The sequence below is a fragment of the Streptococcus sanguinis SK1 = NCTC 7863 genome, from assembly GCF_000194945.1.
Classification (GTDB): domain Bacteria; phylum Bacillota; class Bacilli; order Lactobacillales; family Streptococcaceae; genus Streptococcus; species Streptococcus sanguinis.
Window position 1 is genome coordinate 238742 of record NZ_GL878511.1, and the last position, 26949, is coordinate 265690.

Sequence of the window (26949 nt, forward strand, 5' to 3'; positions counted from 1 at the left end):
CCTGACTCCTATCTTTTTAGCACTTTTTTATGATACAATGAAACAGATTAGTCTAGTAAGAGAAATGAAAAAATTGAATGAATTTAGAAACCTAGAGATGTTCAGCTACAGCCTTCCAAGAGGATCTGCAAGACAACAAAAACCTGCTCACCAAGGAAGCACAAGATTTCTGACTAACTGATAGAAACCACTCTCCACGAAAGGAAAAGACCAATGAAGTATTTCGACACAATCATCATCGGAGGAGGACCGGCTGGCATGATGGCTGCCATTTCCAGTTCTTTCTACGGACAGAAGACCCTGCTCCTTGAGAAAAATAAACGATTGGGCAAGAAACTAGCCGGAACGGGTGGTGGCCGCTGCAATGTGACCAATAACGGAAACCTAGATGACCTCATGGCCGGTATTCCGGGCAACGGGCGCTTTCTTTACAGCGTCTTTTCCCAGTTTGACAACCATGATATCATCAACTTCTTTACAGAGAATGGTGTCAAACTGAAGGTTGAAGACCACGGCCGTGTTTTCCCAGCGACAGACAAGTCCCGCACCATTATCGAAGCTTTGGAAAAGAAAATTGCAGAGCTGGGTGGCACTGTCATCACCAATACCGAAATCGTCTCCGTCAAAAAAACTGATGAGCTTTTTACTATCAGATCCAGCGACCAGACTTGGACCTGCCAGAAATTGATTGTGACGACTGGCGGCAAGTCCTACCCTTCAACAGGCTCGACAGGCTTCGGTCATGATATCGCCCGACACTTCAAGCATACAGTAACCGACCTAGAGGCTGCCGAAAGTCCTCTTATGACTGACTTTCCTCACAAAGCGCTTCAGGGGATTTCGCGGGACGATGTGACCCTGAGCTACGGAAAGCATGTCATTACCCACGACCTGCTCTTTACCCACTTTGGCCTATCAGGTCCGGCAGCCCTGCGCTTGTCTAGCTTTGTCAAAGGCGGTGAAACCATCTATCTGGATCTTTTGCCACAGATGAGTCAGCAGGATTTGGCAGATTTTTTAGAAGAACATCGGGAAAAATCGCTGAAGAACTGCCTGAAAATCCTCCTACCCGAGCGAATGGCAGACTTTTTTGCCCAGCCCTTTCCCGAGAAAGGCAAACAACTTCATATCAGCGAAAAAGATGCGCTCATCAAGCAAATCAAAGAACTAGCAATCCCTGTCACTGGCAAAATGTCCCTGGCCAAGTCCTTTGTAACCAAGGGCGGCGTCAGCCTCAAAGAAATCAATCCCAAAACTCTGGAAAGCAAGCTCGTTCCCGGCCTCCACTTTGCTGGAGAGGTCCTAGACATCAATGCCCACACGGGTGGCTTCAACATCACATCTGCCCTCTGCACCGGCTGGGTGGCAGGGAGCTTGCAGTATGAGTGATTAGAAAAATATTTTAAAGTAATTGAAAAAACTGGTCGAGGAACATTGCACTGCACCCTAAAAGTTAACTAACTTTTGGGGTGCAGTGCAGAATATTCTCACCAGTTTTTATTCTGCATTTGTCCGAACATAAGCAGCAATCACATCTGCTGTATACTGGGCAGTGCCTGGTCCAAATTGATCGATATTCTTCTTGAATTCTGGATTGTGGACATAGCCTTGACCGATGTGAGCAAAGACTTGCAGCGAGCAGTCAAAACCGTAAGTGCGAATGGCTTGTAAGAGACGCGCTGCCTGCTCCTGATTTTCTGCTGCTTCAATCGGCAAGCCTTGTTGCATATTCTCTGCCAGACTTTGAAAAACTTGATTGAAAGCTGCGGCAGATTCTTCTTCCCGTCCATTTTGACGAGCCAATGCTTCTGACATCACTTCTTGACCGTATTCTTCGACGGCTTCTTGATGGTATTTTTGATTGTCTTCGTAGGTAAAACCTGCGAATTTTTCTTTCATTGTCATCTTTCTTTCTCCCTTTTCATCTTGGATGGTTTTTTGCAAGGTGGAAATCAAGGTATCCAAGCGGTCTCTTTCCTGCTTCAAATACTCTAATTGCCTAACCAGATGCGGCAATAAGGCCTGTTCATCCTGACTCAGCAGCTCTGCTATTTTCTCCAAAGAAAACCCCAGATACTTATAGTAAAGGATGACCTGCAGCCTCTCTAAATCAGCTTGGCTGTATATCCGATAGCCATTTTCTGATTTGGCGGGCACTAAAAGTCCTATTTTGTCATAATGGTGCAGGGTTTTTACAGAAACACCTGACAGTTGTGCCGCTTCTTTGATGTGGTACATGTAATTGCCTCCTTGCCTAACTAGTATATACCATGACCTAAGGGGAGGGTCAAGTTTTTTTAGAAATTTTTTTAACCGCCTTAGAGTTTCCAAAGCGGCTAGTATTTATTTGCGAGAAACCATAGCAATAAAGCCCAGTTTTTCCTGATTTTTTTGGAACATCTTAAACATCTTCATAAACTGGCCGTAGTTCTCTTTTTTAAGGGCATTGAAGCAGATTTTCAGAGTGCCACCCAGCCCTTCGTCATATATCATCCCTTGAAGGCTCATCAAGGTCATTTCGCCGACAAAGGTGTCCACACGGTCAAAAGCATGAGAACGTGCCAGCTGAATCCAAGAGCCCTCGGTTAGAGGCCCCACATTGACATTAATCGCACGAGATAGCTCTTCTCGGACATTCTCATCTTTTTGCTTGAGCATGACGTCGTGGGTGAGGAGCACTCCACCTGGCTTCAGCACCCGGTAGTACTCATCCATACATTTGGCCTTCCCCTTATCCGTCTGCATGGTCAGCATGGCTTCATTGATAACGATATCAAAAGAATTGTCATCATAAGGCAGCTTCATAGCATTAGCCTGCTCAAATGTGACGAGTTCACTCACACCAGCCTTGTCTCCATTAAGCTTAGCCTGAGCCAGCGCAGCCTTATCCAAATCAACTGCAGTAATTTGGCAGCCATATTTTTTAGCTAGCTCGATTGTTGTGGTCCCCATATTGCAGGCAACCTCTAGAACTTTCTTATCGCTGGAAAAATGCCCCTGCTCAATCAGCCAGTCCGTTGCCAGCTTGCCACCGGGACGAAGGCGTTTCTTTCCTAATTTTGCTAAAAATTTATGACCTGCTTCTGCCATTTCCGAACCTCCATGATTTTTATTGCTTCCATTATAGCATAAAATATTATATTTTCAGATAATTCTTAGAATTTAACAAAAAAACAGACCGATTCAATCTGTCTTGTATCTCTTTACAGCCCAAGAAATCCAGCCAGATAGCGCAGCAAGGCCACCAAGACTACACCAAATACAACAGTTGCAATTAAGTTTTTATACTTAAAAGCTACATAGCTAGTCGGAAAAACGGCTATTAAATCCAGCCATTTAAAGCTCGGCAGCTGACCTGTTTTAGCATTGGTAACACTAGACAGGATAAGGGCAAAGATAATGGAAACTGGCAGATATTTGAGAAAACGCTCTACCATGGGCGGAAGCCCCTTGTATTTAACTAGGATAAAGGGCAAAATCCGCGGAATCCAAGTGACCAGGGCTGACAAAAGAATGGCCAGCAAAATATACTTACTTATCATCCAAGATCACCCCCACCATACAGCCTAGCAAGGTTGCAAAAAGCACCGCTAGCGAATTTTGAAGCAGCATGGTCAGGAGCAAGTAGGCAAGACCCACCACGCCCAAGACCAAAAAGAGTTTCTTTATCTTGACCCGGCGCAGCATGATTGTAAACTGAGAAGAGAAAATGCCAATAAACATGGCGACTAGGGCAAAGTCCAGGCCGAAGTTCTCAGGATTGGTCAGAAGGGCACCGAGGGCAGTTCCTAAAATAGTACCCAAAATCCAAGCAGTATAACTCATGAAATTGTTACCCATCATCCAGCTAGCAGCGATTTCCTCTATATGTGCCCGCTCTCCCATCAAGACTCCATAAGATTCATCCGTCAAAAAAGAGCCAATGACAATATTCTGCATCAAGCTAGACTTACGAAAAAAAGTTGATGCATGCAGGCAGAGCAAAAGATGCCGGATATTAATAAGAAAAACAGTGAGTGCGATGGCCAAGACCGGCGCCTGCTGGGCAAATAAACCAATCATGGCAAACTGAGCACTGCCGGCATAAACCAAAATACTCATCAGCCCCATCTCCAAGGGATTCATATAGGGTGCCGCCATGATGCCACAGGCTAGGCCAATCCCAATATAGCCCAGAGCCGTTGGCACTGCCGCCTGTGCCCCCTGTTTAAATGTCTGCCCGCGCATTCTTCTCCTTTACTCCATCGTTTCAAAAGCCAGACTTGGCTTAGCATTGAGGTCCAAACTGGCAAAATTCTTCTTATTCCACTCACTGACACTAGCATAAGCAATCATACCAGCATTGTCACCGCAGAGCCGCAGAGGCGGAATGATCACCTTAACATCCTGAATCTCAGCAGACAAGCGTTCTCTCAAGCCTTGATTAGCCGCAACACCGCCCGCCACGACTAGAGTCTTGACTGGATATTTTTCCAAGGCTTTCTTAGTCTTGACCATGAGAATATCCATAACCGCTGCCTGAAAGCTAGCAGACAAGTCTTGATTAGACAAAACCTCTCCTTTTTGTTGGGAATTGTGGTGCAGATTGATAAAGGCTGACTTGAGACCGGAAAAAGAAAATTCCAGATTGTCTTCCTTGATCATTGCTCGCGGAAAATCATAAATATCCTGTCCTTGATGAGCCAGCTGGTCAATCTCTCGACCTGCTGGATAGGTCAGCCCCATAACTCGACCGACCTTGTCATAGGCTTCACCGACCGCATCATCGCGAGTTTCCCCCACAATCTTATAGTCACCAGCCTGACTAACATAGACCAGCTCAGTATGGCCGCCACTGACCAAAAGAGCCAGCAAAGGAAACTCTAAGGGCTCCACGCTCTGGGCTGCCATCAGATGTCCGGCCATATGATTGACTGGAATCAAGGGAATATCATGAGCCCAGGCAAAGGACTTGGCCGCCGCCAAGCCGACAAGAAGCGCTCCAACCAGACCAGGACCATAGGTAACGGCCACTGCTGTGACTTGCTCCTCGCTAATCCCTGCTTCTGCCAAGGCCTCCTCAATGCAAACCGTAATGACCTCCACATGGTGGCGACTGGCCACTTCCGGCACCACTCCGCCAAAGCGCTTGTGGCTCTCAATCTGGCTGGCAATGACATTGCTCAAAAGCTCAGTCTCATTCTTCAGAACCGCCACACTGGTCTCGTCACAAGACGTCTCAAAAGCTAAAATATATCTATCTTTCATGGTCCTCTCTTTTCATGACAATCGCATCTTCTACCGGCGCATGGTAGTAGGCCTTCCGCCGCGCAATTTCTTCAAATTTTTCTTTTTTGTAAAATAGCAGAGCTGGCCTGTTCGACTCTCTCACTTCGAGGAATATTTCCTTGTCGGCAGGCAAAAAGTCAAACAAGGCTGTCGCGATTTTCTGTCCCTGATAGCTAGGCAATACAGCAATCTGCAGGACTTCCGCTTCAAAGTCTGTCTCCTGCCAGACTAAAAAGCCGACAAGCCGATTCTCATCTTCTGCCAGCGCACAACTGTTCACATCCGAATGCAGAACCTCTTCCAATTGACCCACAGTCCAAGGGCTGACCTCATAGACAGCAAATAAGAGCTGTTCCAGCTCTTCTGCGAGAGTTGCCGCGTCCATATCTGAGCTATCGCTCCATTTTCTCATCTTAATCATAGGCGCTGAATGTAAGAATCACTGGATTCCTGATGGGTCTTGAGCCAATTTTCCTCAGCCTCTACCCGTTTGAGGTAGTTAGGAATAAAATCATGAATGGACTGGGCTGGCAGGTCTAAACCGAGACGACCAATAGCTGCCGCATCTGGTAAGGTCGGCTGAATGGCAGCCTGAGGAAGAGCAGCTTCAATTTGCTCCGCAAAAGCTGTTGTTTCTCCGACAAAGGTGACTGGCTGGTTAGCAGCGCCAGCTATTTCCAAAACCTCTGCCAATGGCAGATGAGCCTCCGGCCGTACAGACTGACCAGACTGATAAAAGCCAGCATAGACATTATTGCGGCGGGCATCCATGACAGGAATGACCAAACCTTCCACCTGCTCTGGGACTAAAGCCAGCAAACTAGACACACCGACCAGCTCAATCTTGAGGGTATGAGCCAGAGTCTTGGCTGTCGCCACCGCCATTCGCAGACCTGTGTAGCTGCCCGGACCCTGAGCAACTACGATACGATCCAAATCTGTTGGCTTCATATCCAGACTATTCATCAGAAAATCGATAGCTGGCATAAGGGTAATGCTATGGTTTTTCTTTATATTTAAAGTCATCTGCGCCAGCAAGGTCTCGTCCTCTAAAATCGCGAGCGTCAGCGCCTTACTTGACGTATCAAAAGCTGCAATCTTCATGCTTATCCTCTATTTTTCCTCTTGCCGCCAAAGTGAGCGGCGTTTTAATTTGTCTTCGTAGAAACTATCTACCAAAAATTCCTCTAAAATCTGGCTAAAAGCCTCCAAATTAGGCACTTGCTGCGCCAAGTGTTTTCCAAAAATCGCTTCTTGCTCAGCAATCTTGGGCAGCAAATCCGCTCCAGCAGCAGTCAAGCTCAAGCGAGAACTGCGCTTGTCCTTGCTAGAAATTTCCTTCTTGACCAAGCCTTTTTTAATCAAAGCCTGCACCAAGCGACTAGGGCTTTTTTCCTCACAAATCAGGGATTCCCCCAAGCCCTTGAGAGACAGCGGAGCATGTTCGCCCAAAACGAGCAAGACCTCGCTTTGATTGGGCGTAATTCCCAAAGGCTCTAGCAACTTCCCATATTCTCTCGTCGCTAAGCTCTCTGCACTTCTAAACAAATAGCCAAATCGAATTCCTTCTGCTACCACGCTGCTCTCCTTTCAAAAATCACTTCTATACTATTTTACACTAGATTAGGTAAATTGTTGACAATTTTAGTTAAAAAATATAAAATCTTAAATAGATGATATATCATCTATTTGCAAAAGGAGGAAAAACGGATGACCCCAAACCCTACAAATCAAAAACCAGCTAGAACAATGACCCACGCTTTTGTGACTGGTGCGACCGGTCTTTTAGGAAATAATCTCGTGCGTGCTCTGCTAAAAGAAAACATTCAAGTGACCGCTCTCGTTCGCTCCGAGGAAAAAGCGCGCAAACAATTTGCCGACCTGCCTATCCAGATTGTCAAGGGGGATATTTTAGAGCCCGAAAGCTATCGTGACTATCTAGCAGGCTGTGACAGCCTCTTTCATACCGCTGCTTTTTTCCGCGATAATTATAAAGGCGGCAAGCACTGGCAGGAGCTCTACGACACTAATATTATAGGCACAAATAACCTCCTAGAAGCTGCTTACGAGGCTGGTATCCGCCAATTTGTCCATACTTCCTCCTGTGTCGTACTGGAAGGTGAGGCCAATCAGCTAATCGATGAAAGCATGTCTCGCTCAAAAGATACTCCTTTTGATTACTATCGCAGCAAGATTTTGAGTGAAGAGGCCGTTCGTGATTTCTTGGACAAGCATTCAGATGTTTTCGGTTGCTTTATCTTGCCGAGTGTAATGTTGGGTCCTAGAGACCTTGGTCCGACCTCCAGTGGGCAGCTGATTATCAATTTTGTAGAGCAAAAACTTCCAGGTATCTTAAAGGCTAGCTATAATATGGTGGATGCTAGAGATGTAGCAGATATTCATCTCCGCGCCATGAAATACGGACGCTCAAAGGAGCGCTATCTGGCAGTTGGACGGCAAGTGACCATGACAGAATTGTACCAAATACTGGAAAAAATCACTGGCGTTCCCGCCCCCAAGCGCAAGATCTCCCCTCTTTTCGTCAAAATCTATGCCCAAGCAAGTGAGCTCTACCACCGGCTCACCAAAAAACCAATTTTGGTTACCAATGAGCTCGCTCATCTCATGGCCGAAGAATATCTCAAAAGTAATTTTAGCTTTGCCAAAACCGAGAGCGAGCTAGGCGGACAGCATCGCCCTCTCGAAGAAAGCTTAGCTGACGTGGTAGATTGGTACCGCAAGCACGGCTATTTCGCCAAATAAGCAGCCCTCAAAATCAAGTGACCAAATGTTCATCGCTAGATTTTCCGCACTTCTGAATAAATATCTAAAACGGTCTCCTAAAGATGACATTCTATTCCCGTCCTTTGCAAATTTCTTCTGTATCTATTTTACACTAATTCCCTTAATTGTTGACAATTAATCTTGCAAAATATAAAATAAGAGAATAGATGACATGTCATCTAAATATAATTTAAGGAGAAGAGCCATGCCCCCAAAACACCAAAGCCGAAGTATTCACCACGCCTTCGTTACTGGCGCAACAGGTTTACTAGGAAATAATCTAGTGCGATCCCTTCTAAAAAAAGGAATTCAGGTGACTGCTTTAGTACGCTCTCGACAGAAAGCCTTAGAGCAGTTTGGCAATCTGCCGATCCATTTCATTGAAGGAGATATTTGCCAGCCAGACAGCTATCAAAATCATATGCAAGATTGTGATAGTCTTTTTCACACAGCTGCTTTCTTTCGAGATAGTTTGAAAGGCGGTCAGCACTGGCAAGAACTGTATAATACCAATGTGAAGGGTAGTTTGGAACTTTTTGAAGCCGCTTATAAAGCTGGCATTCGTCAGGCGGTCCATACCTCATCGATTGCAGTTCTCTATGGTGAGCAAAATCAACTGATTGATGAAAGCATGTTACGCAGCAGGAATACAAGCAATGACTACTACCGCAGTAAGATATTAAGCGAAGAGGTTCTCTTAGATTTTTCAAAAAAACATCCTGATTTTTTTGTTAGTTTTGTCCTGCCTGGATTTATGTTTGGCCCAGGCGATATCGGTCCTACCTCTGCGGGACAGTTGATTTTCGACTTCGTTCATAAAAAACTGCCTGGAATCATTCCCGGCAGCTACAGCGTCGTAGATGCCCGAGACGTCGCAGACTGCGAAATCCTAGCTATGCAGTATGGCCGACAAGGAGAACGATATTTAGCAGCTGGTAGGCATATGACGATGGAAGAATTATTGAAGAACCTAGAAGCGGTCAGCGGAGTTGCCGCTCCAACTAGACGGATTCCTCTTTTTCTTCTAAAGATAATTGCTCAATACAATGAACTATATCATCGTCTAACAAAACGTCCTATTCTGTTGAGTAAGGCTGCTGTGACCTCTACTGAAGAGGAATATCTCCGAACACATTTCAATTCTGCAAAATCTCAAAATGAGTTGGGAGCCCATTTCCGTCCCTTTGAAGAAACTCTCAAAAATGTCATAGCTTGGTACAAAGAGCACGGCTACCTATCATAAGATTAAAAGTATCCAGAACAGGCATTTCAGGAATATGGAATCCGAATGCTTTCAGACTAAATCACTCTTACATTTTCTTATCTCCACCTTTTACTATTCCCTTATTTTATGTTATAATCATTATAATTGTAACGAATCAGGATTAATCTACTACTCAGAATTGAATAAAAGAAAACAGCTAATCAGCTGTTGTTTTCTGCAGGTTAATCATGAAAATATGAAAGGAAATGTAATGATTTACAAAGTTTTTTATCAAGAAACAAAAGAGCGCAGTCCGCGCCGTGAAAAGACACGTGCCCTTTATTTAGATGTCGAAGCAGCTAATGAATTGGAAGGCCGCATTCAGGCTCGTAAGTTAGTCGAAGAAAATACCCCTTACAATATTGAATTTATCGAGCTCTTGTCTGACAAACACCTCGAATACGAAAAAGAGTCAGGCACTTTTGAATTGACGGAGTTCTAACCCATGGCATATACCTTAAAACCCAAAGAAGTTGGCGTTTTTGCGATTGGTGGGTTAGGCGAAATCGGTAAAAACACCTACGGGATTGAATACCAAAATGAAATTATCATCGTAGACGCCGGCATCAAGTTCCCAGAAGACGACCTGCTAGGAATTGACTATGTCATTCCTGACTACTCATATATCGTAGAAAATATTGACCGCGTAAAAGCTGTCCTCATCACCCACGGGCACGAGGACCATATCGGCGGTATTCCTTTCCTGCTCAAGCAAGCCAATGTTCCTATCTATGCTGGTCCTTTGGCCTTGGCCCTCATTCGCGGCAAGCTAGAAGAGCATGGACTTTTGCGCGATGCCAAGCTCTATGAAATCAATCAAAACACAGAACTGCAGTTCAAGCATCTGAAAGCTACTTTCTTCCGGACAACCCACTCTATTCCTGAGCCCTTGGGAATTGTCATCCATACGCCGCAAGGTAAGATTGTCTGTACAGGTGACTTCAAGTTTGACTTTACACCAGTTGGTGAGCCGGCAGACCTGCACCGCATGGCTGCTCTTGGCGAGGAAGGCGTTCTCTGCCTCCTATCTGACTCGACCAATGCTGAAGTTCCAACCTTTACCAATTCCGAAAAAGTGGTCGGACAGTCTATCATGAAGATTATCGAAGGCATTCATGGACGGATTATTTTCGCCTCTTTTGCTTCCAATATCTTCCGGCTCCAGCAGGCAGCCGATGCTGCCGTTAAGACCGGTCGTAAGATTGCGGTCTTTGGCCGATCCATGGAAAAGGCTATTGTTAACGGTATTGAGCTGGGCTATATCAAGGTTCCTAAAGATACCTTCATCGAGCCAAATGAACTCAAGGACTATCCAGCTGGCGAAGTGCTGATTATGTGTACTGGAAGTCAGGGTGAGCCGATGGCAGCACTATCTCGGATTGCCAATGGTACCCACCGTCAGGTTCAGCTGCAACCTGGAGATACAGTCATCTTCTCATCCAGTCCTATCCCTGGTAATACGACCAGCGTTAACAAGCTGATTAACATCATTTCCGAGGCTGGTGTAGAAGTGATTCACGGTAAGATTAACAACATCCACACCTCTGGACACGGTGGCCAACAAGAGCAGAAGCTCATGCTTCGCTTGATCAAGCCTAAATATTTCATGCCAGTCCATGGTGAATACCGTATGCAGAAAGTCCATGCAGGCCTAGCCGTTGATACTGGAGTACCAAAAGACAATATCTTCATCATGAGCAATGGTGATGTGCTGGCTCTGACAGCTGACTCAGCTCGTATTGCCGGCAGCTTCAATGCTCAGGATATTTATGTTGATGGGAACCGCATTGGTGAAATCGGAGCTGCAGTCCTGCGCGACCGTAAAGACCTGTCAGAGGACGGTGTTGTTCTGGCTGTCGCAACGGTTGATTTTGAGTCCAAGATGATTTTAGCCGGTCCAGATATTCTCAGCCGTGGCTTTATCTACATGCGCGAATCAGGTGACCTCATTCGCCAAAGCCAGCGTATCCTCTTCAATGCCATTCGCATTGCACTCAAGAATAAAGACGCCAGCGTCCAATCTGTCAGCGGCGCTATCGTCAACGCCTTACGTCCTTTCCTCTACGAAAGTACCGAGCGCGAACCTATTATTATTCCGATGGTGCTTACACCAGACGAAGACAACTAAAAGATAAGCTTTGCTAGACTAGCAAAGCTTATTTTTCTGCTTTATTTTTTGTTCGCGAAGCATGCTTGATAATCCAAGCGCAACTCGGACTCAATTTTTCCTCTTGCCAAGATCCAATCACCCTCTCAAACTTTTCAGGATCTTCTTTATATAAATCATTCAGATTATTAGCGACACTTTTTTGGATGGATTTATCTGTGTCATCCTTTAGATTTGTCAAAATAGTAGTAAACTCATCAAAATAATCTAAGGCCACTGTCTGCTTCTTAGCCCAGGGCAGACGGATGCGCATGCACTCGCTTGCTAATCTGCGGACGCGCATATTCTCATCTCGGCTCCACTCTAACAGTAAATCCATCGTAGCTTTAGGATAATTAGCCAGCAAGGGCCGCATGGAAAATTCTCCAGTAAATCGCTTGGTTAATTCCTTGCTGAAGGCGGCACTCAGATCGAATTCCTGACTTCCATAAAGTTCTACGTATTTGCCAATCGGCCACAACCAGTACCCTTCTGAGAACATACCCAAGCCGCCCTCTAACTCCGGACCAAGTATCTGCTCAAAAACCTTCAGAGAATCAGCATAAGAAAGCAGCAAGCATTCTTTGATACTCCTTGCCAGCAGCTCCTGACGCTGAGTAAATTCCAAAGCCTCTAGGTCGCTTTCAACTAGAGACATAAAATGCTGAGCATCAAATTTATCTGTGGCTTCTTGCAAACGACGGCTCAAGTCCTCCGCATAAACCAAATCATAATAATCTTTAACCTTTTTCGCCATAATTTCTAAATCCCCTTAACAGACTTCTCACTGCTTCTTCCTCTTTCTCTGCTAAATCTACATAAAAATTATCAAAGGATTTTAAATTACTATTACTCAAAAATCCTACCTCCTACATATAAATCATTTGCTAAAGACATTGAATTTGGGACTACCTCATTATCTTTTACTAAAAAGGTGACATTCCAAGAAGAATCTTCAATATGATTGAATCTCCCATATACATTAACAATTTCTCCAGCGCCCCACGGAGTACCATTGCCTACTTCTTCCCAGTTTGTCTGGTTCCAATCTACCTGAACAGATTCAATCTTAGAATTTTGTGACTTGACAAAATCTTTGATTTCTTCCTCATGTTTTTTCAGTTCATCCAACTGCTTTTCTTTTATCGTTTGCAAGTCTGGCTTTTTGGTTATAATTTTATTTAAACTCTCCTGATTTCCAAGCAAAAAAGCTCCACCGATAATTCCTAAACTTACTAAAGCTATGGCTATTGTTTTCTGCATTTTCATTTCTTATTCCTTTTAACAGTCATTATCATTATTATAGCATAAAAAACAGAAGCCAAATTGGCTTCCGTCTATTTGAGAATGGTTTCGTTTAATCGCTTGATAAAATGATATTTGGTAATGCCCTTTTGCGGGACATCTGTTAGACTGGCGTAGATTTCATAACCTTGCTTGATGTAAAAATCCTTGGCCTGATAAGATTTAGTGGACAAGGTAATATTAGTAGCTCCAACTTCTGCAGCCTTTTCTTCTAATTCTGCCAGCAGGCTGGCTCCCAAACCTTTTTTCTGATGTTCTTTATCCACCACCAAAGCCTTGATATGAATGTTTCCCAGCACCTGTTGGGCATGGAGCAAGGCAATCAACCGGCCACCCTCCTCTCGCCTTAGATAATAATCTTGGGGTTCAAGTTTTTCAAGCATACCTGAACCAAAACTAGCCTCATATTGCTCATCAAAAACCCGCTTTATAAAATCATGAAATTTTTCCATCTTTCTCCTCCTCCACGAAAAAGCAGGGGATATGCCAATCCTCCTGCTCTAAGTTTAGTATAAATCCAGATAATTATCCACTTCCCATTGGGAGACAAAGGTTGCATAGCTAGCCCACTCGATACGCTTAGCTTCTAAGAAGCTCGTATAGATATGCTCGCCAAGTGCTGCTTTCACAACTTCGTCTTCTGTCAAGGCCTTCAAGGCATTGTGAAGAGTTGATGGCAGGTCTGTAATTCCTGCTTCCTTACGCTCTTCTGGAGTCATGATGTAGATATTCTCTTCGATTGGGGCTGGAGCTTCGATTTTATTCTCAACACCGTGCAGGCCAACTTCCAAGAGAACAGCCATAGCGATATATGGATTGGCCATCGGATCAACCGAACGCAGCTCCAAGCGAGTACCCATACCACGAGAAGCTGGCACGCGCACCAACGGTGAACGATTGCGTCCTGCCCAAGCAATATAAACTGGCGCTTCATAGCCAGGAACCAGACGTTTGTATGAGTTAACCGTTGGATTCATGATAGCTGTGTAGTTATAAGCATGGTTAATCAAACCACCCAAGAAATGGTAGGCTGTTTCTGACAGCTGCATACCCTTTGGATCTTCTGGATCGAAGAAGGCATTATTTCCGTCTTGATCAAAGAGGGACATGTTACAGTGCATACCAGATCCCGCAATGCCAAACTTAGGCTTAGCCATAAAGGTCGCATAAAGGCCGTGCTTACGAGCAATAGTTTTCACAACCAGCTTAAAAATCTGAATCTTATCACAAGCACGAAGCACTTCGTCATACTTAAAGTCAATCTCGTGCTGGCCGACTGCTACCTCATGGTGACTAGCTTCTACTTCAAAGCCCATCTTGGTCAGGACATTGACGATTTCCCGACGGGTATTATCTGCCAAGTCTGTCGGCGCCAAGTCAAAATAACCACCCTTGTCATTTACTTCCAGCGTCGGGTCCCCATTTTCATCCAACTTAAAGAGGAAAAACTCTGGCTCTGGTCCGAGGTTAAAGGATTTGAAGCCCAGCTCTTCCATATGCTTGAGGGCGCGCTTGAGGTTACTGCGAGGATCCCCTAGAAACGGTACATGATCTGTCGTATAAACATCGCAAATCAAACCCGCTACACTGCCGTTTTCATCTCCCCAAGGAAAGACTGTCCAAGTATCCAAATCAGGATAAAGATACATATCTGATTCATTGATACGGACAAAACCTTCGATGGAAGAACCATCAAACATGGCTTTATTGGATAAGACCTTGTCAAGCTGTTCATCCGTGGCAGGAATTTCCACATTCTTCATAGTCCCTAAAATATCAGAGAACATAAGACGAATAAAGGTAACATTTTTCTCTTTTACTTCGCGACGGATATCAGCTGCTGTAATAGACATTAAATTTCTCCTTGTAATTCAAACAAAATAGCTATGGTCGACGCATCTGACCAAAGGTTGGCAGAGAAGAAGCAAAACGGCCTTGCTGCAAGATGTCATGATGCAGAGCACGGCGGACATCTTTTTCACTAATGGTCTTATGGGACTTGGCTTCACGCTCAGCATATTTCCTCTTAATTGCAGCGATATTATAACCTTCTGAAATATAATCTTTAATTTCTAAAAGGCGGTCCATATCATTCAAAGAATACATCCGACGATTGCCCTCATTCCGAGCAGGGGTAATCAGATTCTGATCTTCATAATAACGGATCTGACGGGCAGATAGGTCCGTCAGTTTCATAACACTGCCGATGGGAAAGACTGCCATGTTTCGGCGAAACTCTTTTTCCTTCATTCAAATTCCTCTCTACGCACTATTATAGGACGAAATAAATCTTATGTCAAGAAATAATGTTAGATTTTCTTACACAGATTTTATTTTTTCTTTTCAAAGATGGTTCGCAGCCGATCTATATCAGAATTTACCAGAATCGCAACAAAGACTCCCATAAAGGTTTCAAAGATTCTGGCAAAGACATACAAGATGGTATCTTCCGGCCGAATAGACAGGGTAATAATCAGCATGGCAGATACTCCGCCAATGACTCCCGCCTTGTTGTTCATAGCGACATTGGTCATGATTGTCAGCATAGTACAGACCGGTACCAAAAGGAGGGTGACCCAATACTGCTCCTTAAAGACACTATTGGCAATGAAAAAGAGCAGAGCGTAAAAACCACCGATGCTGTTTCCTAAGATTCGCGATGTCCCGAAGTGGACACTCTTATCAAAATCCTCACGAAGACTAAAGACTGCCGTCAAAGCACCGATTTGCAGCCCTTTCCAACCAAAAAGCCCAAAGAGCAGTAGAATGATGAAAACAGCCAGACCGGTTTTAAAGGTACGCATGCCCAGACGAAATTTCGATTTATCAAACTTGTACTTATTGAAATAACTCATTAGTCTCCTTCCAGGAAATCCTCCCTCTCTTCATTTTAACATATTTCGTCTCAAAAAAACTCTTTCTGCTCAGGACTTTTCTCGCACAAAGAAAAAGCTCTATCAGCTAGCGCATCAAGAGCTATCGACTATTTAAAAGCTGAGACATTATCTGTCCCAGCCGCGTTTTTATTTCTTTAGTTTGGATAAATGTAGGTAACTCCACCCATAAATTCATTCGGATTAAAGTAGCCACGATAGTTGTTAATTTGCTTTTGGCGATTGTAGTTGGCTTCCAAGACTTGAATAGAGCTGTCGCTTTGCACATCTGTCACATAAGCAACATGTCCGTATTCGCCACCATCCCAAACTGCAATAGCGCCTGGTACTGGAACATTTCCTGTTGCATAACCCTGAGCACCAGCATTGATTGCCCAAGTATTAGCATTCCCCCACCAGTTGCTTGCCCAGGGAGCCATTTCTTTCACGCCCCAGGTACATTGGCCGATTGGGTAAGAATTGCCATAGTCAGTTGGCGTATTTAAGACAACATCTTCAGTATCAGATACCAAAGCAGCATCACTTGTCGCTTTATAAGCTGGAGCGCTGTAAGGATTGTAAGTCTGAGCCAAAGCAGTGCCATTTACTTGCAACACATCCCCTGGGTTAATCGTATCAAAAATTGTCTTTCCATTATTGGCAGCAAGTTCGTAAGGATTCATTCCATTTGCACTAGCAATGGCAAAAAAAGAGTCCCCTTGCTGGACAACATAAGAATCTGCATGAACAGCTTGAGCGCCGATTGTCGCCAAAAAAGCTGTGGAAGTTAAACCAAGAGTCGCTTTAGCAAATGTTTTTTTCATAAATGTGTTTCTCCGTATAATTTGATGATAAAAAAATCATACAATATTTACATGTCAGTTTTTTTAGAGTTATGTTTTTGTCATGTTACAAATGATTTAGACTTTTGCTACATGAGATTTAGCAGTATTTTTAAAGATAAAAGGCTAGGGATTCCCTAGCCTCATCTATTATCAGTCTTCTTTACCCTTCAATTTTCCTAGACCTAAAGCACCAATAATGGCTGCTAAACCTAGATATGGCAGATAGACTGTATCTTTGGCTCCCGTTTCTGGCAGAAGAGAAACAGGAATCTTTTTAGCTGCTGAAGTTGGATTGGCTCTTCTTGGATCGTTTACATCTGAAACAAGCAGATGCTGTGCCTTAGGAGTGACTGTTGTAACCGTATTTGAAGCATAGACTACATGATTGACAGTATTAATGTAGGTATTTTCAAAAGTACCCGCAGCAATCCGCTTCATCTGTAGATAGGTTTCAGCCTGAAAAGCTGAATCCAGAGAAATAGTCTCTAAGAATTCTTCCTTGAAACGAATAGAAATCAAGCCTTTCTCAAGATCAATATTCGCAGCTGTATACTCAGTCAAATCTGTACCAGCCTTTATCACCTTACCATCTTTGAGCGTGATGTCCACTTTGGCAAAGGTTTTGTAAGCACCCATGTACTCATCTCCTCGTTGGTCATAATCATCCACAAAGCTATAGTCTGTCAAACCTTCAGAGTGGTTAGCAGGGATCAAGCCTCCGATGAGACGGTAGTTAAAGTGCCGTCCCAAAGTCAGTTCCTTGCCATCCAAGTTTTCTGCACTTGTCGGATCAAGGCTCAGGGTAATATCTTTTTCAGGACTGATTTTAGGAACATTGTTGACGACTACGTCTGTCGCATAACCATTTCCAAAGTCAATTTGATAAGCCTTGTTCTCGAATTTACCACCTGTGCGGCCCATTCCTTCTTTGACTGCCATAGGACTTGTTATCGTCAAAGACTTACCTGTTACGACATAGTGGTCATAAAAGGCTTGGTCATCGTCTGCTGCAAAGAGTTGGAAAGAACCTTTAACAGTGACATTCGCCTTTTGAAGGAGCTCTCGAACTGCTGCAGGGGCTTTTTCAAGGCTCTCGTAGTGGGTCACTGTCACACCTGCCACAGCCTTGCCATCTGCATCTACTAGCTTGACTAATTCCGGACGAAGTTCAAGTGCTTCTTCCGGATAGTCATCTACATAGTAGAAACCTTTTTGAATCGTGCTCTTAGATGACTTGTCACCCTTATACTGATCCAAATCCCAAGTCAGCTCGTAGTAATTGGTCGAACCAGCCAAGACTTCCTTGCCATCAATCACCAATCCTGCCTTGTTTTTATTGACCTTGGTTGGTTTGATGTAATTATTGCTAGGATTGTCTGAATCATCAGGCTTGCCTGGCGTGGTCACGCGTACTACGTTTGAGCGAACACCATAGGCATCATTGACTGTCAGGGTGAAATTATTAGTATAAGTTGCGCCATCATTGAGTACTCGGCCAACCACTGTTGGAAAGAGCGTAGCAACTTCTTTGGTCCTATCAGCGTTATAAGTAGCTAGCGTTGCTGCAGTTGCTTTAAATGTCACTGTGTGACCAGCCTTATCATAGCTGACGTCAAAACCTGCACTAGCAGCTTTTGTTGCTTCTAAGTCAACTTCATAACCACTTGGCAACGGATCAGCAATGACAAAGGAAGTCGTCTCACTGCGTCCAGCTGGAAGAGCTTCTGTCTTTAGAGCAAACTGAACAACGGACTGCTTAGCCACCAGAGTCTTATCAATATTGGTGCCTTGGTCATTTTGAATCTCTTTATGAATCTGCGGCTGAGATCGCAAGAGATGATAATGATAGTGCACAGTCGGAGCTACAGGCGCTGCTGGCTCTTTTTGATAAACAGGCTCTGTTGATGAGGTTGGTAGCGGGCTATAAGTTGGTTCTACCGGTTTATTAGGCTCCGGTGTTTCTGGTGTACGAGTTGGCGCTTCCGGCTCCTTATCATAAGTCGGTGCTGCCGGAGGTGTTGGAAGAGCCTTCGGTGTTGGTGCAGTTGGAGCTGGAACCAAAGGCTTAAGCGCTTCTTCACTTGGCACTGCAGGAGCTGTAGGAGCTACGGGCGCTTCCGGTTCTTCTACTGTAATAATTGGCAGATCAGTCGCTCGGATATCACCATTAATCGCAAACCAAATATTTGGTTTCTTAGGAGCTAACTTATCAGCCCTACGTGGATCAGTAGCCTCTGGCTGGCCTAACACTTCAGAAGAGGAAATTGTTCCAATCGTCATACTGTTGGTCGTGCCAGAAATTTCTACCGCTCCTGCTCCATACCATGAATTCGGAGCATCTGTAGTGTCCCAGCCTGAGTCCGGCTGACTATTCTTATACATGGTGAAGCGAGATCCGCCAACATCTTTTTTGAAGTTTTCAGACTCAGTCGCATAGATTTGGCCGTTCTTTTCACCAACTGATGAACCCGAAATCTTGTTGAAAGTTCCGGTATAATCTTTGGCCATTTCGATAGAATTAGCTTCACGGTTGAGGGAAGCCACGGACATCAAAGCCTGATCAAAATTAATAGGTTGGCCTTTATCATCATAAAAGACAAATTCCGTCTTCACAAAGAGAGAGGTTGCATCTTCAAAATTTCCTGTATAAGCTGAAGCAAAAACTCCCATTGTCGGGTCTTTAAAAATACCTAACCAGGCCTTATCATTGCGGAATTGAGAGCTTGGATCAAGGGTATAAGTATAGACAATTTTAGAAACTTTTTTCCCTCGATAATAAGTCCCCTGGAGATTTGTATAGGTTGCTGTAGCAGACTCACCACGACGCAACAAGACAGAAGACCATTCAGTTGGCCCTTTACCGCTTGTTACGTTAGAACTGTAGCCTGCATACTTGCCAACTGTACCAAAGCTTTCCTGCTGGTTGGTCTGATAGTTAGCATTTTGAATATCTGTTACTTTGAAGTTGTCCAGTTGGAAGAATTTCTTAGAAAACTCTGCAGTATTCTTTACAGCGGCTTCCATACCAGCATAGCTGACAAACTCACCAGTTGTAGTCAGTGACAAATTAGCATTAGGTTCTGATTTGAAAACCAGGCTTTGCGCAATTGGACGGCTCAAATGCCCGTCTTCAGTCTTCTTTGTTTCTGCAATAGCCAGACCAGCCTTAATCTTGGCCTGTTCAGCATCATATTTAGCCTTATCTTGCTGATACTTGGCTAATTTTGTTTTATAGGCAGCCAAATCAGCATTATACTGGGCTAGCTGAGTTTGATAGTTTGCTTGGGCTTGGGCATTACGCTTCTTGATTTCTTCATTTTCAGCTGCTATAGTGGCATTCTTAGCTTGGTTCTCTGCTAGCTTTTGCTCATATTCTTTTTGAGCTGCTGCATTTTCAGCTTCAATTTGAGTCTTTTTAGCTTCATAAGCTGCTAAATCTGCTTCATATTGAGCTTTTTTATCTTGATTTTCCTTTTGGACACGGGCTAATTCTGCATCATAGGCCGCTTTTGCCGCTTGGTAAGCCGCCGCGTTATCCGCATTCGTCTTTTGAACCGCTGCTAAATCTGTTTTGTATTTACTAAGTGCCGCTTCATAATCTGCTTTCAGCTGAGCATTTTCTGCTGTGATCCGAGCTACTACTGCTTGATGAGCAGCCAAATCTTTAGCGTATTGTTCCGCTGTCGCTTTGTTTTCTGCTGTAATCCGAGCCACTTCCGCCTCGTAGGCTGATACTTTTTCTTTGTACTCCTTGACCTTGGCATCAATATCGGTTACTTGCGCTTCATAATCTTCTGCAATCTCCGCTTTTTTGTCTGCAGTTTCTTGAGCAGTCTGGGCTACTCCTTTGTCAACAGCTGGGTCTTTGACCACTGTCAGCCCAGCTTCTTGAGCCTTTTTGACGCTTTCATCTAAACCAGCTGTTGGAACAGTCACTATCACACCGCCATCTGCCTGACCTGCTCGCGCCTGACTCTCTTGAGATGCCTGACTGGCTGGCCCTTGAGCTTGAGGTAGATTGGTCGCTGCATTTCCAGTACCTACCATTTCAGTATTGATAGGACTATTGGTATCAGATACCACTTCATCTGCTCTTACTTGCATCGTTGACGTTAAAAAAGCCGCACCCAGAACAGCACCGCATAAAGTTTTAACAGCCTTATTTTTCCGAAAACCAAAAACTTCTTTTTTCTTCATTTTTCTCCTCCCTCTGCTAACTTTTACAGTCAGCAGTTTTCTCATGCCTTCAGAAAATCAAAAAGTAATGGGAACCTCCTGTCAGAAGCTCCATTCTTATTTTGATCCTCTTTAAGCATCAGAATATATATCTTAATCCTAACAAGTTTTGCCTCGTTTTGCAAGCATTTTTTGCTCCTTTTATTTACCTCGGAACAAATTTATACATAAATACTCATATTGTCTATTTTTATTCTTCCTTGCTCTCTCTTCCTTCAAATGAACAATGAGAATACAAGAAAAAGACCAGCTTTCGCTAGTCTTTCCTTATTACAGTTTTGTACTTGTTCTCTACAAGATTAAAAATTCCAAACTTACTGCTTATTTTTCAGTCAATGCTGCAAGTCCTGGCAATACTTTACCTTCAAGGAGTTCCATTGATGCACCACCACCAGTAGAAATCCATGAGAACTTGTCTGCACGGCCAAGGTTGATGGCTGCAGCAGCTGAGTCACCACCACCGATGATTGATTTTACGCCAGGTTGTTTCACGATAGCGTCCATAACACTGATTGTACCAGCTTGGAAGTCTGGGTTTTCAAATACACCCATAGGGCCATTCCAGACAACAGTCTTCGCACCAGTCAAGGCTTCATCAAATTTAGCGATAGATTTAGGACCGATGTCCAAACCAAGAAAGCCTGGATCCACTGCTTCACCTTCAGTATCTTTTACTTCAGTGTAGTCAGCAAAAGCATTTGCTTCTTTAGAGTCAACTGGCAAGATCAATTTGCCGTTTGCTTTTTCAAGAAGAGCTTTGGCAACATCCAATTTGTCTTCTTCTACAAGTGAGTTACCGATTTCGATACCTTGTGCTTTGTAGAATGTGTAAGTCATCCCACCACCGATAAGAACTTTATCAGCTTTCTCAAGCAAGTTTTCGATAACACCGATCTTGTCTGAAACTTTTGAACCACCAAGAATAGCTACGAATGGACGTTCTGGAGTTTCAACCGCTTCTTGGATATAGGCAATTTCGTTTTCAAGAAGGAAGCCAGCAACAGCTTTTTCAACGTTTGCTGAGATACCAACATTTGATGCGTGTGCACGGTGAGCTGTACCGAATGCATCATTTACGAAGATACCGTCTCCAAGAGATGCCCAGTATTTACCAAGTTCAGGATCGTTTTTAGATTCTTTCTTGCCGTCAACATCTTCAAAACGAGTGTTTTCAACCAAAAGAACTTGTCCATCTTCAAGAGCATTGATAGCTGCTTCCAATTCAGCACCACGAGTGACACCTGGGAAAACAACGTCTTGACCCAATTTAGCAGCTAAGTCTGCAGCTACTGGTGCAAGAGATTTACCTTCTTTGTCTGCTTCTTCTTTAACACGTCCAAGGTGAGAGAAGAGAATTGCGCGACCGCCTTGCTCGATGATGTATTTAATAGTTGGAAGAGCTGCAGTGATACGGTTGTCATTTGTAATCACTCCATCTTTCAATGGTACGTTAAAGTCTACGCGAACGAGGACTTTTTTACCTTTCAAATCAACGTCTTTAACAGTAAGTTTTGCCATGTTACAAAAACTCCTTTTCATATTTTATACGCAACTATTATATCATATTTTACAAAAGTTTTCTTGATATAAAGAAAATTTTCACAAAAAAGAAGCGCATAGCACTTCTTTCTCTCGAACTTTGAAATTAGAGAATAGGAAAAGGGCTCTGAACTCATTCAGACAATAGTTAAAGCTGGATTTTTCTCTAGATTTGACAACTCAAAAAGCCAGTAAAACTACTGACTTCAACTCTTCTCATTACTAAATTGCAAAAGCCTGCCCTACTACATAGGTGACCGCCATGGTTAAAAGACCGATCACGAGGTTGCGAATCATAGCATTTTTGAGCGGTGCTTTGCCCAATCTAGCGCTGGTATAGCCTGTTCCCAAAAGGGCCAAGGCCACGATTAGAACGGTTGCCCAGATACGGACGCTGGCAGGAAGCAGGATAATGGTAATCATAGGAAAAAGCGCACCAACAGCAAAGGCTAAAAAGCTTGATACGGCAGCATGCCAAGGATTAGTGAACTCCTCAATCTCGATTCCATATTTTTCCTGAACCAAAGCCTCCAACGGATCTTGGAGAAAAGCCCGATTGGTCATAAGCTGAGCAGAAGTCTCACACTCACCATTTTGGACATAGGCAGCATAGAGAGACTGCCTTGCAATATCTGGATTCTTCTCTAAAAGCTCCCGCTCTCTGGCAACAGCAGCCTCCTCAGTATCTTTTTGAGTAGAAACAGACACATACTCTCCGCCTGCCATAGAAAAGGCCCCAGCAAAGACAGCTGCCAAACCAGACAGAAAGATTATCCAAACATTGTCCGTCGCACTGGCCACCCCGATTACTACTCCTGCGATGGAAATAATACCATCGTTGGCTCCTAAAACCCCAGCTCGCAAGATATTCAGCCGACCACTAAAGTTCTTATCAATTTTATGCTCTTCCATCTCTATTATTCTCCCTCATTCTTTATTTATAATCATTATAAATAAAACTTCAAACTAATACAAGGAAAAATAGGAAAATGAGAAAAGTTCTACTATTTAATAGAAGAAAGAGATTATTAAAATATTTCTCAAAGCTAAATCTTGAACTTCATTAATACAATGCAAGCATTATCTCCACAAGCCACCTAAGATCTGTTTTTCTAATAAGTCTAAGTCTTCCTCTTTTATTTCTCCATTGTCGCTAACGATATAAAGCTGAGCGAAGTAAGCCAACAATGGACCAACACAAATACGAACCATTTGAGGAATCGTTAACTCTGGATTTACACGTGGATCTGCTAGCAATTCCTTATGAAGTACTCGAAGTTTATCTTGAATAGCATTCCAGATAAAAATCTGTTCATTTTTTAGTTTTTTATTTGAAAAACTCTCCTGCAGAATGATTTTCATCAAAGCACGATTTTTTTTGAGATAGCTCATACGATCGTGGACGAGATAACGAACCCTCTCTTCTGTCGTTTCAAAAGCTAAGAGTTCCTCAAAAAAACTACCGAAAATGCCTGGGACTACAGGATGTAAAATAGCCGTCAGTAAATCATCCTTCGTCTTAAAATACTTAAACAAAGTTGCCTGGCTTAGTCCAGCACGCTCAGCTATGTGAAGAGTTGAGGTCCCATGGTAACTCCTGGTTGATATGAGATCCACTGCTGCCTGCATGATTTTTTTCTTTCCTTGAGGGTAATTCGCTTCTTCTAAGTAATCTTCAAACGATTCAAAAACAGTCTTATCCATCTAATCTTCACACCTTTTTAGCATTATTTATGTTGATTTCTAAACTTTACGATAACGACGCAATCCAACAATATTAAGAATTGTTAAAATGATCAAGAAAACCATTAAAACACTAAGATTTGACAAAATATCACCAAGATTGTGCCCGTAAAGAATAATCTGGCTTATTGCATCACCAGAATAGGTTAATGGCAAAAATTTCCCCACAGTTGGAGCCCATTCTCCCATGGATGACAATGGAATAATTCCTGAGAAAAAAAGTTGGGGCATAATCACGAGAGGAATAAATTGCATCATTTGGAATTCTGATTTTGCTAGAGTAGACAAGAGAATTCCAAATGCCAGTGCTACAAGAGCCAGTACCACATTAACTATTATAACATTTAAAATACTTCCTACAACTTCTACATCTAGTAGCCAAATTGCTGCTAAGACGACAACTGCCGTTTGAAAAATCGCAATAATACCGTAAGACAACATATAGCCATAGACGATTTCAGATCGTTTCACTGGTGTTGCTAACAAACGTTCTAGTGTTCCACTGGTGCGTTCTTTCAAAAGCGCCATACCAGAAATCAAAAAGACAAAGAAGAAGACCACAAAGCCAATTAAAATTGGAATCATACGTGCAAAGAATCCAGTATTTTTATCTCCATATTGGTAAGATTCTTTGATTTCAGGCGCCTTTGCATCTAATTTCAATTGTGGAAGAGCTTGTTTGACACGAGATAATAACTGATTGGTGCCTTCATTGACGATACTTGTTCGTAACACTTGTCGTATCATAGATGTCTTGGAGGCATCTGTGTTTGCGTAGTCGACCTGATACTCACCGTCTTTATAAGAAATCACAGCATCGACTTTTTCATTTACTAGCGCTTCTTTGGCTTGATCTAAGCCTTGATAAATCTCGACGTCCACATGATCGAGCTCATCCATTTTCGTTACCAAACCAGTTGGTAGATCTTGTGTTGCCAACTTGACATTCACGGTTGTACTAGCTGAAAACATGAGGTTCATCAACCACATGATAAAAACAGGTGCTATAAACATCAGGGCTAGAGTTCGTTTGTCACGAAGTAATTCTTTGATGACTTTTTTTGCAATCGCTATTGTTCTCATTTTACTCACCTTCTGCTTTTAAAAATACTTCTTCAATACTTGAAACTTGATAACTTTCTTTTAAGTGTTGCGGTGTATCAAAAGCAATGATTTTTCCGCCTAATAATAAACCGACCTTATCCGTCAACTCTGCTTCATCCATAACATGGGTAGTAACTAATATCCCAACCCCATTATCTCTAAGCGCGAATAATTCTTTCCAGATTTTCTTTCGAAGAGAAGGGTCGATTCCAACTGTCGGTTCGTCCAAAATCAAGAGCTGAGGATTCCCCAGAAGTGCGATGGCCAGAGATAAACGCCGTTTCATTCCTCCAGAATAACCGAATACCGTTTTATTCAAATGCTCTGTCAAATCCACAACTTGAGCCACATGGGAAATTTCAGCTGTCAGATCTCTTTTGGATAGCCCTTTTAGCTGACCAAAAAATTCTAGATTTTCTTGACCTGACAAAGCCTCATATAAGGCATCTGACTGGGCCATATAACCAATATCTCCTAAAATATGGCGATTGGGCATAGTGTGATTTAACACTAAAGCTACGCCTCCATCAGCCTTTTCCATTCCTAACGTAGTCTTAATCATAGTTGATTTACCAGCACCAGACGGACCAATTAATCCTATAATTTCTCCTGTCTGCAATTCAAAGCTGACATGATTCAGAACTATTTGATGGTCAAAAGATTTTACTAAATCTTGTAAATGTAGTAATGTTTTCATTTACTTCCTCCTAGGTGAGTGTATACTCACTTTTTAAATCACAAGAGCTATTATAGTGAGTGTATACTCACTTGTCAAGAAAAAAGTTGAAATTCTTTAAAAAATAAAAACACCAGATGATATTATCTGATGCTTATAATCGATATCTCTAATTTTAGGAGTGTTTCTGAATCTCTTCTCGATACTCTGAAATGGTCTTTCCTGTCCACTTTTTAAAGGCCCGCGAGAAGGAGGACACTTCGGAATAGCCCAGCAGATAGGCTACATCATCCGTTGTCATGTCAGGATTCTTGAAGTAACCAAAGGCTAGGAGCTTCTGCACATTTTGCAATTCTTGGTTAAACTTAGTGCCTTCTGCCGTCAGATTTCGTTGCAAGGTTCGGCTACTAATCCCTAGCGTCGCTGCGATATCTTCGATACCAAAGACCCCACTTGGGATAGCCTGATAGAGTTTTTGCTGAACGATACCGGTAAAACTTTCACTAGTCACGGCTTCTGCCAAGCGCTCTTTGAGTTGAGGCTCTAGGTAGTCTAGCATGACATTATTGGCAGTTAAAAATGGTTTCTCCAAATCTGACTTTTTAAAGACGACTTCATTGCCTTCCATTTTTTCCACGTGACAACCAAATACCGCAATACTCGCTTCTTCATAGACATATGGAGTCCCAACGTGTGCTGGAGTGATGTTTTCTCCTGTCCCTGTCCGAACCAAATCGACCAATAACAGCTGTTCGTTGAGGAGAGCGAAACGAGGCAAGTCAAACCCTGGATAATCATAGCGATAGCTCACACGGACTAAGTCATCAAAGGTCTCAATACAGACAACAATAGGACCTGTGATTTTCTTATATTTGGCAAAATGTTCAATCGCTGCGAGGCCATTTTTTGACGAAAGTGCCGCAAAGAAAGGTGGCATGAACATTTGAATATCCTTGATGCGGCTCATAGCGATAATCTGCTCATCATTGGCTACCTTATCAAAAGCCATCAAAAGATGGTAATAGTCCAGAGTTGAGAGGTTCATCTCTTCCTTCCATGTGGTATCTGGAAGATTGGCTAGTTCCAGAATCATGTTCAGATCTAGCCCGATCAGTTTTAAATTGTCAATATATTGCTGACTGAGATTCAGACGCATAGGGTTTCTC

At 43.2% G+C, this 26949-nt stretch carries 27 protein-coding genes and 1 pseudogene; 5 read left to right on the forward strand and 23 right to left on the reverse strand.

Annotated elements, in window-relative coordinates; genetic code table 11:
• Positions 1-213 precede the first annotated feature (213 nt).
• Positions 214-1389, forward strand: coding sequence for a BaiN/RdsA family NAD(P)/FAD-dependent oxidoreductase (locus HMPREF9378_RS00765; protein WP_002914421.1), 1176 nt, complete (start codon positions 214-216; stop codon positions 1387-1389).
• 108 nt (positions 1390-1497) lie between these two features.
• Here HMPREF9378_RS00765 and HMPREF9378_RS00760 read toward each other — a convergent pair whose 3' ends face one another.
• From HMPREF9378_RS00760 to HMPREF9378_RS00725, 8 genes are all read right to left on the reverse strand, one after another.
• On the reverse strand, positions 1498-2238 hold the full coding sequence (locus HMPREF9378_RS00760; RefSeq protein WP_032911381.1) for a MerR family transcriptional regulator: 741 nt from the start codon (positions 2236-2238) through the stop codon (positions 1498-1500).
• Between the two features lie 105 nt (positions 2239-2343).
• Complete coding sequence (locus HMPREF9378_RS00755; RefSeq protein ID WP_002914423.1) at positions 2344-3090, reverse strand: class I SAM-dependent methyltransferase; 747 nt, start codon at positions 3088-3090, stop codon at positions 2344-2346.
• 113 nt (positions 3091-3203) lie between these two features.
• Entirely contained in the window at positions 3204-3542 is a 339-nt protein-coding gene (locus HMPREF9378_RS00750; protein ID WP_002914424.1) for an AzlD domain-containing protein, read from the reverse strand.
• Entirely contained in the window at positions 3532-4227 is a 696-nt protein-coding gene (locus HMPREF9378_RS00745; RefSeq protein ID WP_002914425.1) for an AzlC family ABC transporter permease, read from the reverse strand. Before HMPREF9378_RS00745 ends, HMPREF9378_RS00750 begins: the two co-directional genes overlap by 11 nt.
• 9 nt (positions 4228-4236) lie before the next feature.
• The gene (tsaD, locus tag HMPREF9378_RS00740; protein WP_002914426.1) at positions 4237-5247 is read right to left on the reverse strand and encodes a tRNA (adenosine(37)-N6)-threonylcarbamoyltransferase complex transferase subunit TsaD; all 1011 of its coding nucleotides are present in this window, start codon (positions 5245-5247) and stop codon (positions 4237-4239) included.
• On the reverse strand, positions 5237-5689 hold the full coding sequence (gene rimI / locus HMPREF9378_RS00735) for a ribosomal protein S18-alanine N-acetyltransferase (RefSeq protein WP_002914427.1): 453 nt from the start codon (positions 5687-5689) through the stop codon (positions 5237-5239). Before rimI ends, tsaD begins: the two co-directional genes overlap by 11 nt.
• Complete coding sequence (tsaB, locus tag HMPREF9378_RS00730; protein ID WP_002914428.1) at positions 5686-6372, reverse strand: tRNA (adenosine(37)-N6)-threonylcarbamoyltransferase complex dimerization subunit type 1 TsaB; 687 nt, start codon at positions 6370-6372, stop codon at positions 5686-5688. The genes rimI and tsaB overlap by 4 nt, the downstream gene beginning before the upstream one ends.
• A 9-nt stretch (positions 6373-6381) precedes the next feature.
• Positions 6382-6846, reverse strand: coding sequence for a MarR family winged helix-turn-helix transcriptional regulator (locus HMPREF9378_RS00725; protein WP_000225125.1), 465 nt, complete (start codon positions 6844-6846; stop codon positions 6382-6384).
• Between the two features lie 132 nt (positions 6847-6978).
• Here HMPREF9378_RS00725 and HMPREF9378_RS00720 point away from each other — a divergent pair, with 132 nt between their 5' ends.
• The 4 genes from HMPREF9378_RS00720 (at position 6979) to rnjA (ending at position 11444) form a co-directional block, all read left to right on the forward strand.
• Complete coding sequence (locus HMPREF9378_RS00720) at positions 6979-8031, forward strand: SDR family oxidoreductase (RefSeq protein WP_002903702.1); 1053 nt, start codon at positions 6979-6981, stop codon at positions 8029-8031.
• A 226-nt stretch (positions 8032-8257) separates the two neighbouring features.
• Complete coding sequence (locus HMPREF9378_RS00715) at positions 8258-9295, forward strand: SDR family oxidoreductase (protein ID WP_002914429.1); 1038 nt, start codon at positions 8258-8260, stop codon at positions 9293-9295.
• A gap of 232 nt (positions 9296-9527) precedes the next feature.
• The gene (locus HMPREF9378_RS00710) at positions 9528-9758 is read left to right on the forward strand and encodes a DNA-dependent RNA polymerase subunit epsilon (RefSeq protein WP_032906349.1); all 231 of its coding nucleotides are present in this window, start codon (positions 9528-9530) and stop codon (positions 9756-9758) included.
• 3 nt (positions 9759-9761) lie between these two features.
• Positions 9762-11444: a ribonuclease J1 gene (gene rnjA, locus HMPREF9378_RS00705; RefSeq protein ID WP_002898451.1), complete on the forward strand. Its 1683-nt coding sequence runs from the start codon at positions 9762-9764 to the stop codon at positions 11442-11444.
• A gap of 28 nt (positions 11445-11472) precedes the next feature.
• Here rnjA and HMPREF9378_RS00700 read toward each other — a convergent pair whose 3' ends face one another.
• The 15 genes and pseudogenes from HMPREF9378_RS00700 to HMPREF9378_RS00635 form a co-directional block, all read right to left on the reverse strand.
• On the reverse strand, positions 11473-12219 hold the full coding sequence (locus tag HMPREF9378_RS00700; protein ID WP_002914431.1) for a DNA alkylation repair protein: 747 nt from the start codon (positions 12217-12219) through the stop codon (positions 11473-11475).
• Positions 12203-12274 (reverse strand): annotated as a pseudogene (locus HMPREF9378_RS11590) (TetR/AcrR family transcriptional regulator); the annotation flags it as partial. The gene HMPREF9378_RS00700 and the pseudogene HMPREF9378_RS11590, both read right to left, overlap by 17 nt.
• A 37-nt stretch (positions 12275-12311) precedes the next feature.
• Entirely contained in the window at positions 12312-12731 is a 420-nt protein-coding gene (locus tag HMPREF9378_RS00695) for a hypothetical protein (protein WP_002914433.1), read from the reverse strand.
• A 68-nt stretch (positions 12732-12799) separates the two neighbouring features.
• Entirely contained in the window at positions 12800-13219 is a 420-nt protein-coding gene (locus HMPREF9378_RS00690) for a GNAT family N-acetyltransferase (protein WP_002914435.1), read from the reverse strand.
• Positions 13220-13273: 54 nt separating this feature from the next.
• Complete coding sequence (gene glnA, locus HMPREF9378_RS00685; RefSeq protein ID WP_002896640.1) at positions 13274-14620, reverse strand: type I glutamate--ammonia ligase; 1347 nt, start codon at positions 14618-14620, stop codon at positions 13274-13276.
• 31 nt (positions 14621-14651) lie between these two features.
• Positions 14652-15017, reverse strand: a complete 366-nt coding sequence (locus tag HMPREF9378_RS00680) for a MerR family transcriptional regulator (RefSeq protein ID WP_002898467.1) — start codon at positions 15015-15017, stop codon at positions 14652-14654.
• Between the two features lie 80 nt (positions 15018-15097).
• Positions 15098-15622, reverse strand: coding sequence for an FUSC family protein (locus HMPREF9378_RS00675; protein ID WP_002896642.1), 525 nt, complete (start codon positions 15620-15622; stop codon positions 15098-15100).
• 176 nt (positions 15623-15798) lie between these two features.
• The gene (locus HMPREF9378_RS00670) at positions 15799-16464 is read right to left on the reverse strand and encodes a COG3942 and LysM peptidoglycan-binding domain-containing protein (RefSeq protein ID WP_002914436.1); all 666 of its coding nucleotides are present in this window, start codon (positions 16462-16464) and stop codon (positions 15799-15801) included.
• 171 nt (positions 16465-16635) lie between these two features.
• The gene (locus tag HMPREF9378_RS00665; RefSeq protein WP_002914437.1) at positions 16636-20727 is read right to left on the reverse strand and encodes an antigen I/II family LPXTG-anchored adhesin; all 4092 of its coding nucleotides are present in this window, start codon (positions 20725-20727) and stop codon (positions 16636-16638) included.
• A 315-nt stretch (positions 20728-21042) separates the two neighbouring features.
• The gene (locus HMPREF9378_RS00660) at positions 21043-22239 is read right to left on the reverse strand and encodes a phosphoglycerate kinase (RefSeq protein ID WP_002901575.1); all 1197 of its coding nucleotides are present in this window, start codon (positions 22237-22239) and stop codon (positions 21043-21045) included.
• Between the two features lie 243 nt (positions 22240-22482).
• Positions 22483-23172, reverse strand: a complete 690-nt coding sequence (locus HMPREF9378_RS00655; RefSeq protein WP_002901576.1) for a VIT1/CCC1 transporter family protein — start codon at positions 23170-23172, stop codon at positions 22483-22485.
• A gap of 168 nt (positions 23173-23340) precedes the next feature.
• The gene (locus HMPREF9378_RS00650; protein WP_002901577.1) at positions 23341-23964 is read right to left on the reverse strand and encodes a TetR/AcrR family transcriptional regulator; all 624 of its coding nucleotides are present in this window, start codon (positions 23962-23964) and stop codon (positions 23341-23343) included.
• 39 nt (positions 23965-24003) lie between these two features.
• The gene (locus HMPREF9378_RS00645; RefSeq protein ID WP_002901578.1) at positions 24004-25086 is read right to left on the reverse strand and encodes an ABC transporter permease; all 1083 of its coding nucleotides are present in this window, start codon (positions 25084-25086) and stop codon (positions 24004-24006) included.
• Between the two features lies 1 nt (position 25087).
• A complete protein-coding gene (locus HMPREF9378_RS00640; protein WP_002914439.1) occupies positions 25088-25804 on the reverse strand; it encodes an ABC transporter ATP-binding protein in 717 nt (238 codons plus the stop codon).
• A gap of 154 nt (positions 25805-25958) precedes the next feature.
• Positions 25959-26939 carry a helix-turn-helix domain-containing protein gene (locus tag HMPREF9378_RS00635; RefSeq protein ID WP_002901580.1) on the reverse strand — a complete coding sequence of 327 codons (981 nt, stop codon included), beginning with the start codon at positions 26937-26939 and terminating at the stop codon, positions 25959-25961.
• Positions 26940-26949 lie beyond the last annotated feature (10 nt).

What these genes read in the sequence shown, in the direction of transcription:
- HMPREF9378_RS00765 (WP_002914421.1), top strand. Translation starts at nt 214, where the DNA reads ATGAAGTATTTCGACACAATCATCATCGGAGGAGGACCGGCTGGCATG.
- HMPREF9378_RS00760 (WP_032911381.1), bottom strand. Translation starts at nt 2,238, where the DNA reads ATGTACCACATCAAAGAAGCGGCACAACTGTCAGGTGTTTCTGTAAAA.
- HMPREF9378_RS00755 (WP_002914423.1), bottom strand. Translation starts at nt 3,090, where the DNA reads ATGGCAGAAGCAGGTCATAAATTTTTAGCAAAATTAGGAAAGAAACGC.
- HMPREF9378_RS00750 (WP_002914424.1), bottom strand. Translation starts at nt 3,542, where the DNA reads ATGATAAGTAAGTATATTTTGCTGGCCATTCTTTTGTCAGCCCTGGTC.
- HMPREF9378_RS00745 (WP_002914425.1), bottom strand. Translation starts at nt 4,227, where the DNA reads ATGCGCGGGCAGACATTTAAACAGGGGGCACAGGCGGCAGTGCCAACG.
- tsaD (WP_002914426.1), bottom strand. Translation starts at nt 5,247, where the DNA reads ATGAAAGATAGATATATTTTAGCTTTTGAGACGTCTTGTGACGAGACC.
- rimI (WP_002914427.1), bottom strand. Translation starts at nt 5,689, where the DNA reads ATGATTAAGATGAGAAAATGGAGCGATAGCTCAGATATGGACGCGGCA.
- tsaB (WP_002914428.1), bottom strand. Translation starts at nt 6,372, where the DNA reads ATGAAGATTGCAGCTTTTGATACGTCAAGTAAGGCGCTGACGCTCGCG.
- HMPREF9378_RS00720 (WP_002903702.1), top strand. Translation starts at nt 6,979, where the DNA reads ATGACCCCAAACCCTACAAATCAAAAACCAGCTAGAACAATGACCCAC.
- HMPREF9378_RS00715 (WP_002914429.1), top strand. Translation starts at nt 8,258, where the DNA reads ATGCCCCCAAAACACCAAAGCCGAAGTATTCACCACGCCTTCGTTACT.
- HMPREF9378_RS00710 (WP_032906349.1), top strand. Translation starts at nt 9,528, where the DNA reads ATGATTTACAAAGTTTTTTATCAAGAAACAAAAGAGCGCAGTCCGCGC.
- rnjA (WP_002898451.1), top strand. Translation starts at nt 9,762, where the DNA reads ATGGCATATACCTTAAAACCCAAAGAAGTTGGCGTTTTTGCGATTGGT.
- HMPREF9378_RS00700 (WP_002914431.1), bottom strand. Translation starts at nt 12,219, where the DNA reads ATGGCGAAAAAGGTTAAAGATTATTATGATTTGGTTTATGCGGAGGAC.
- HMPREF9378_RS00695 (WP_002914433.1), bottom strand. Translation starts at nt 12,731, where the DNA reads ATGAAAATGCAGAAAACAATAGCCATAGCTTTAGTAAGTTTAGGAATT.
- HMPREF9378_RS00690 (WP_002914435.1), bottom strand. Translation starts at nt 13,219, where the DNA reads ATGGAAAAATTTCATGATTTTATAAAGCGGGTTTTTGATGAGCAATAT.
- glnA (WP_002896640.1), bottom strand. Translation starts at nt 14,620, where the DNA reads ATGTCTATTACAGCAGCTGATATCCGTCGCGAAGTAAAAGAGAAAAAT.
- HMPREF9378_RS00680 (WP_002898467.1), bottom strand. Translation starts at nt 15,017, where the DNA reads ATGAAGGAAAAAGAGTTTCGCCGAAACATGGCAGTCTTTCCCATCGGC.
- HMPREF9378_RS00675 (WP_002896642.1), bottom strand. Translation starts at nt 15,622, where the DNA reads ATGAGTTATTTCAATAAGTACAAGTTTGATAAATCGAAATTTCGTCTG.
- HMPREF9378_RS00670 (WP_002914436.1), bottom strand. Translation starts at nt 16,464, where the DNA reads ATGAAAAAAACATTTGCTAAAGCGACTCTTGGTTTAACTTCCACAGCT.
- HMPREF9378_RS00665 (WP_002914437.1), bottom strand. Translation starts at nt 20,727, where the DNA reads ATGAGAAAACTGCTGACTGTAAAAGTTAGCAGAGGGAGGAGAAAAATG.
- HMPREF9378_RS00660 (WP_002901575.1), bottom strand. Translation starts at nt 22,239, where the DNA reads ATGGCAAAACTTACTGTTAAAGACGTTGATTTGAAAGGTAAAAAAGTC.
- HMPREF9378_RS00655 (WP_002901576.1), bottom strand. Translation starts at nt 23,172, where the DNA reads ATGGAAGAGCATAAAATTGATAAGAACTTTAGTGGTCGGCTGAATATC.
- HMPREF9378_RS00650 (WP_002901577.1), bottom strand. Translation starts at nt 23,964, where the DNA reads ATGGATAAGACTGTTTTTGAATCGTTTGAAGATTACTTAGAAGAAGCG.
- HMPREF9378_RS00645 (WP_002901578.1), bottom strand. Translation starts at nt 25,086, where the DNA reads ATGAGAACAATAGCGATTGCAAAAAAAGTCATCAAAGAATTACTTCGT.
- HMPREF9378_RS00640 (WP_002914439.1), bottom strand. Translation starts at nt 25,804, where the DNA reads ATGAAAACATTACTACATTTACAAGATTTAGTAAAATCTTTTGACCAT.
- HMPREF9378_RS00635 (WP_002901580.1), bottom strand. Translation starts at nt 26,939, where the DNA reads ATGCGTCTGAATCTCAGTCAGCAATATATTGACAATTTAAAACTGATC.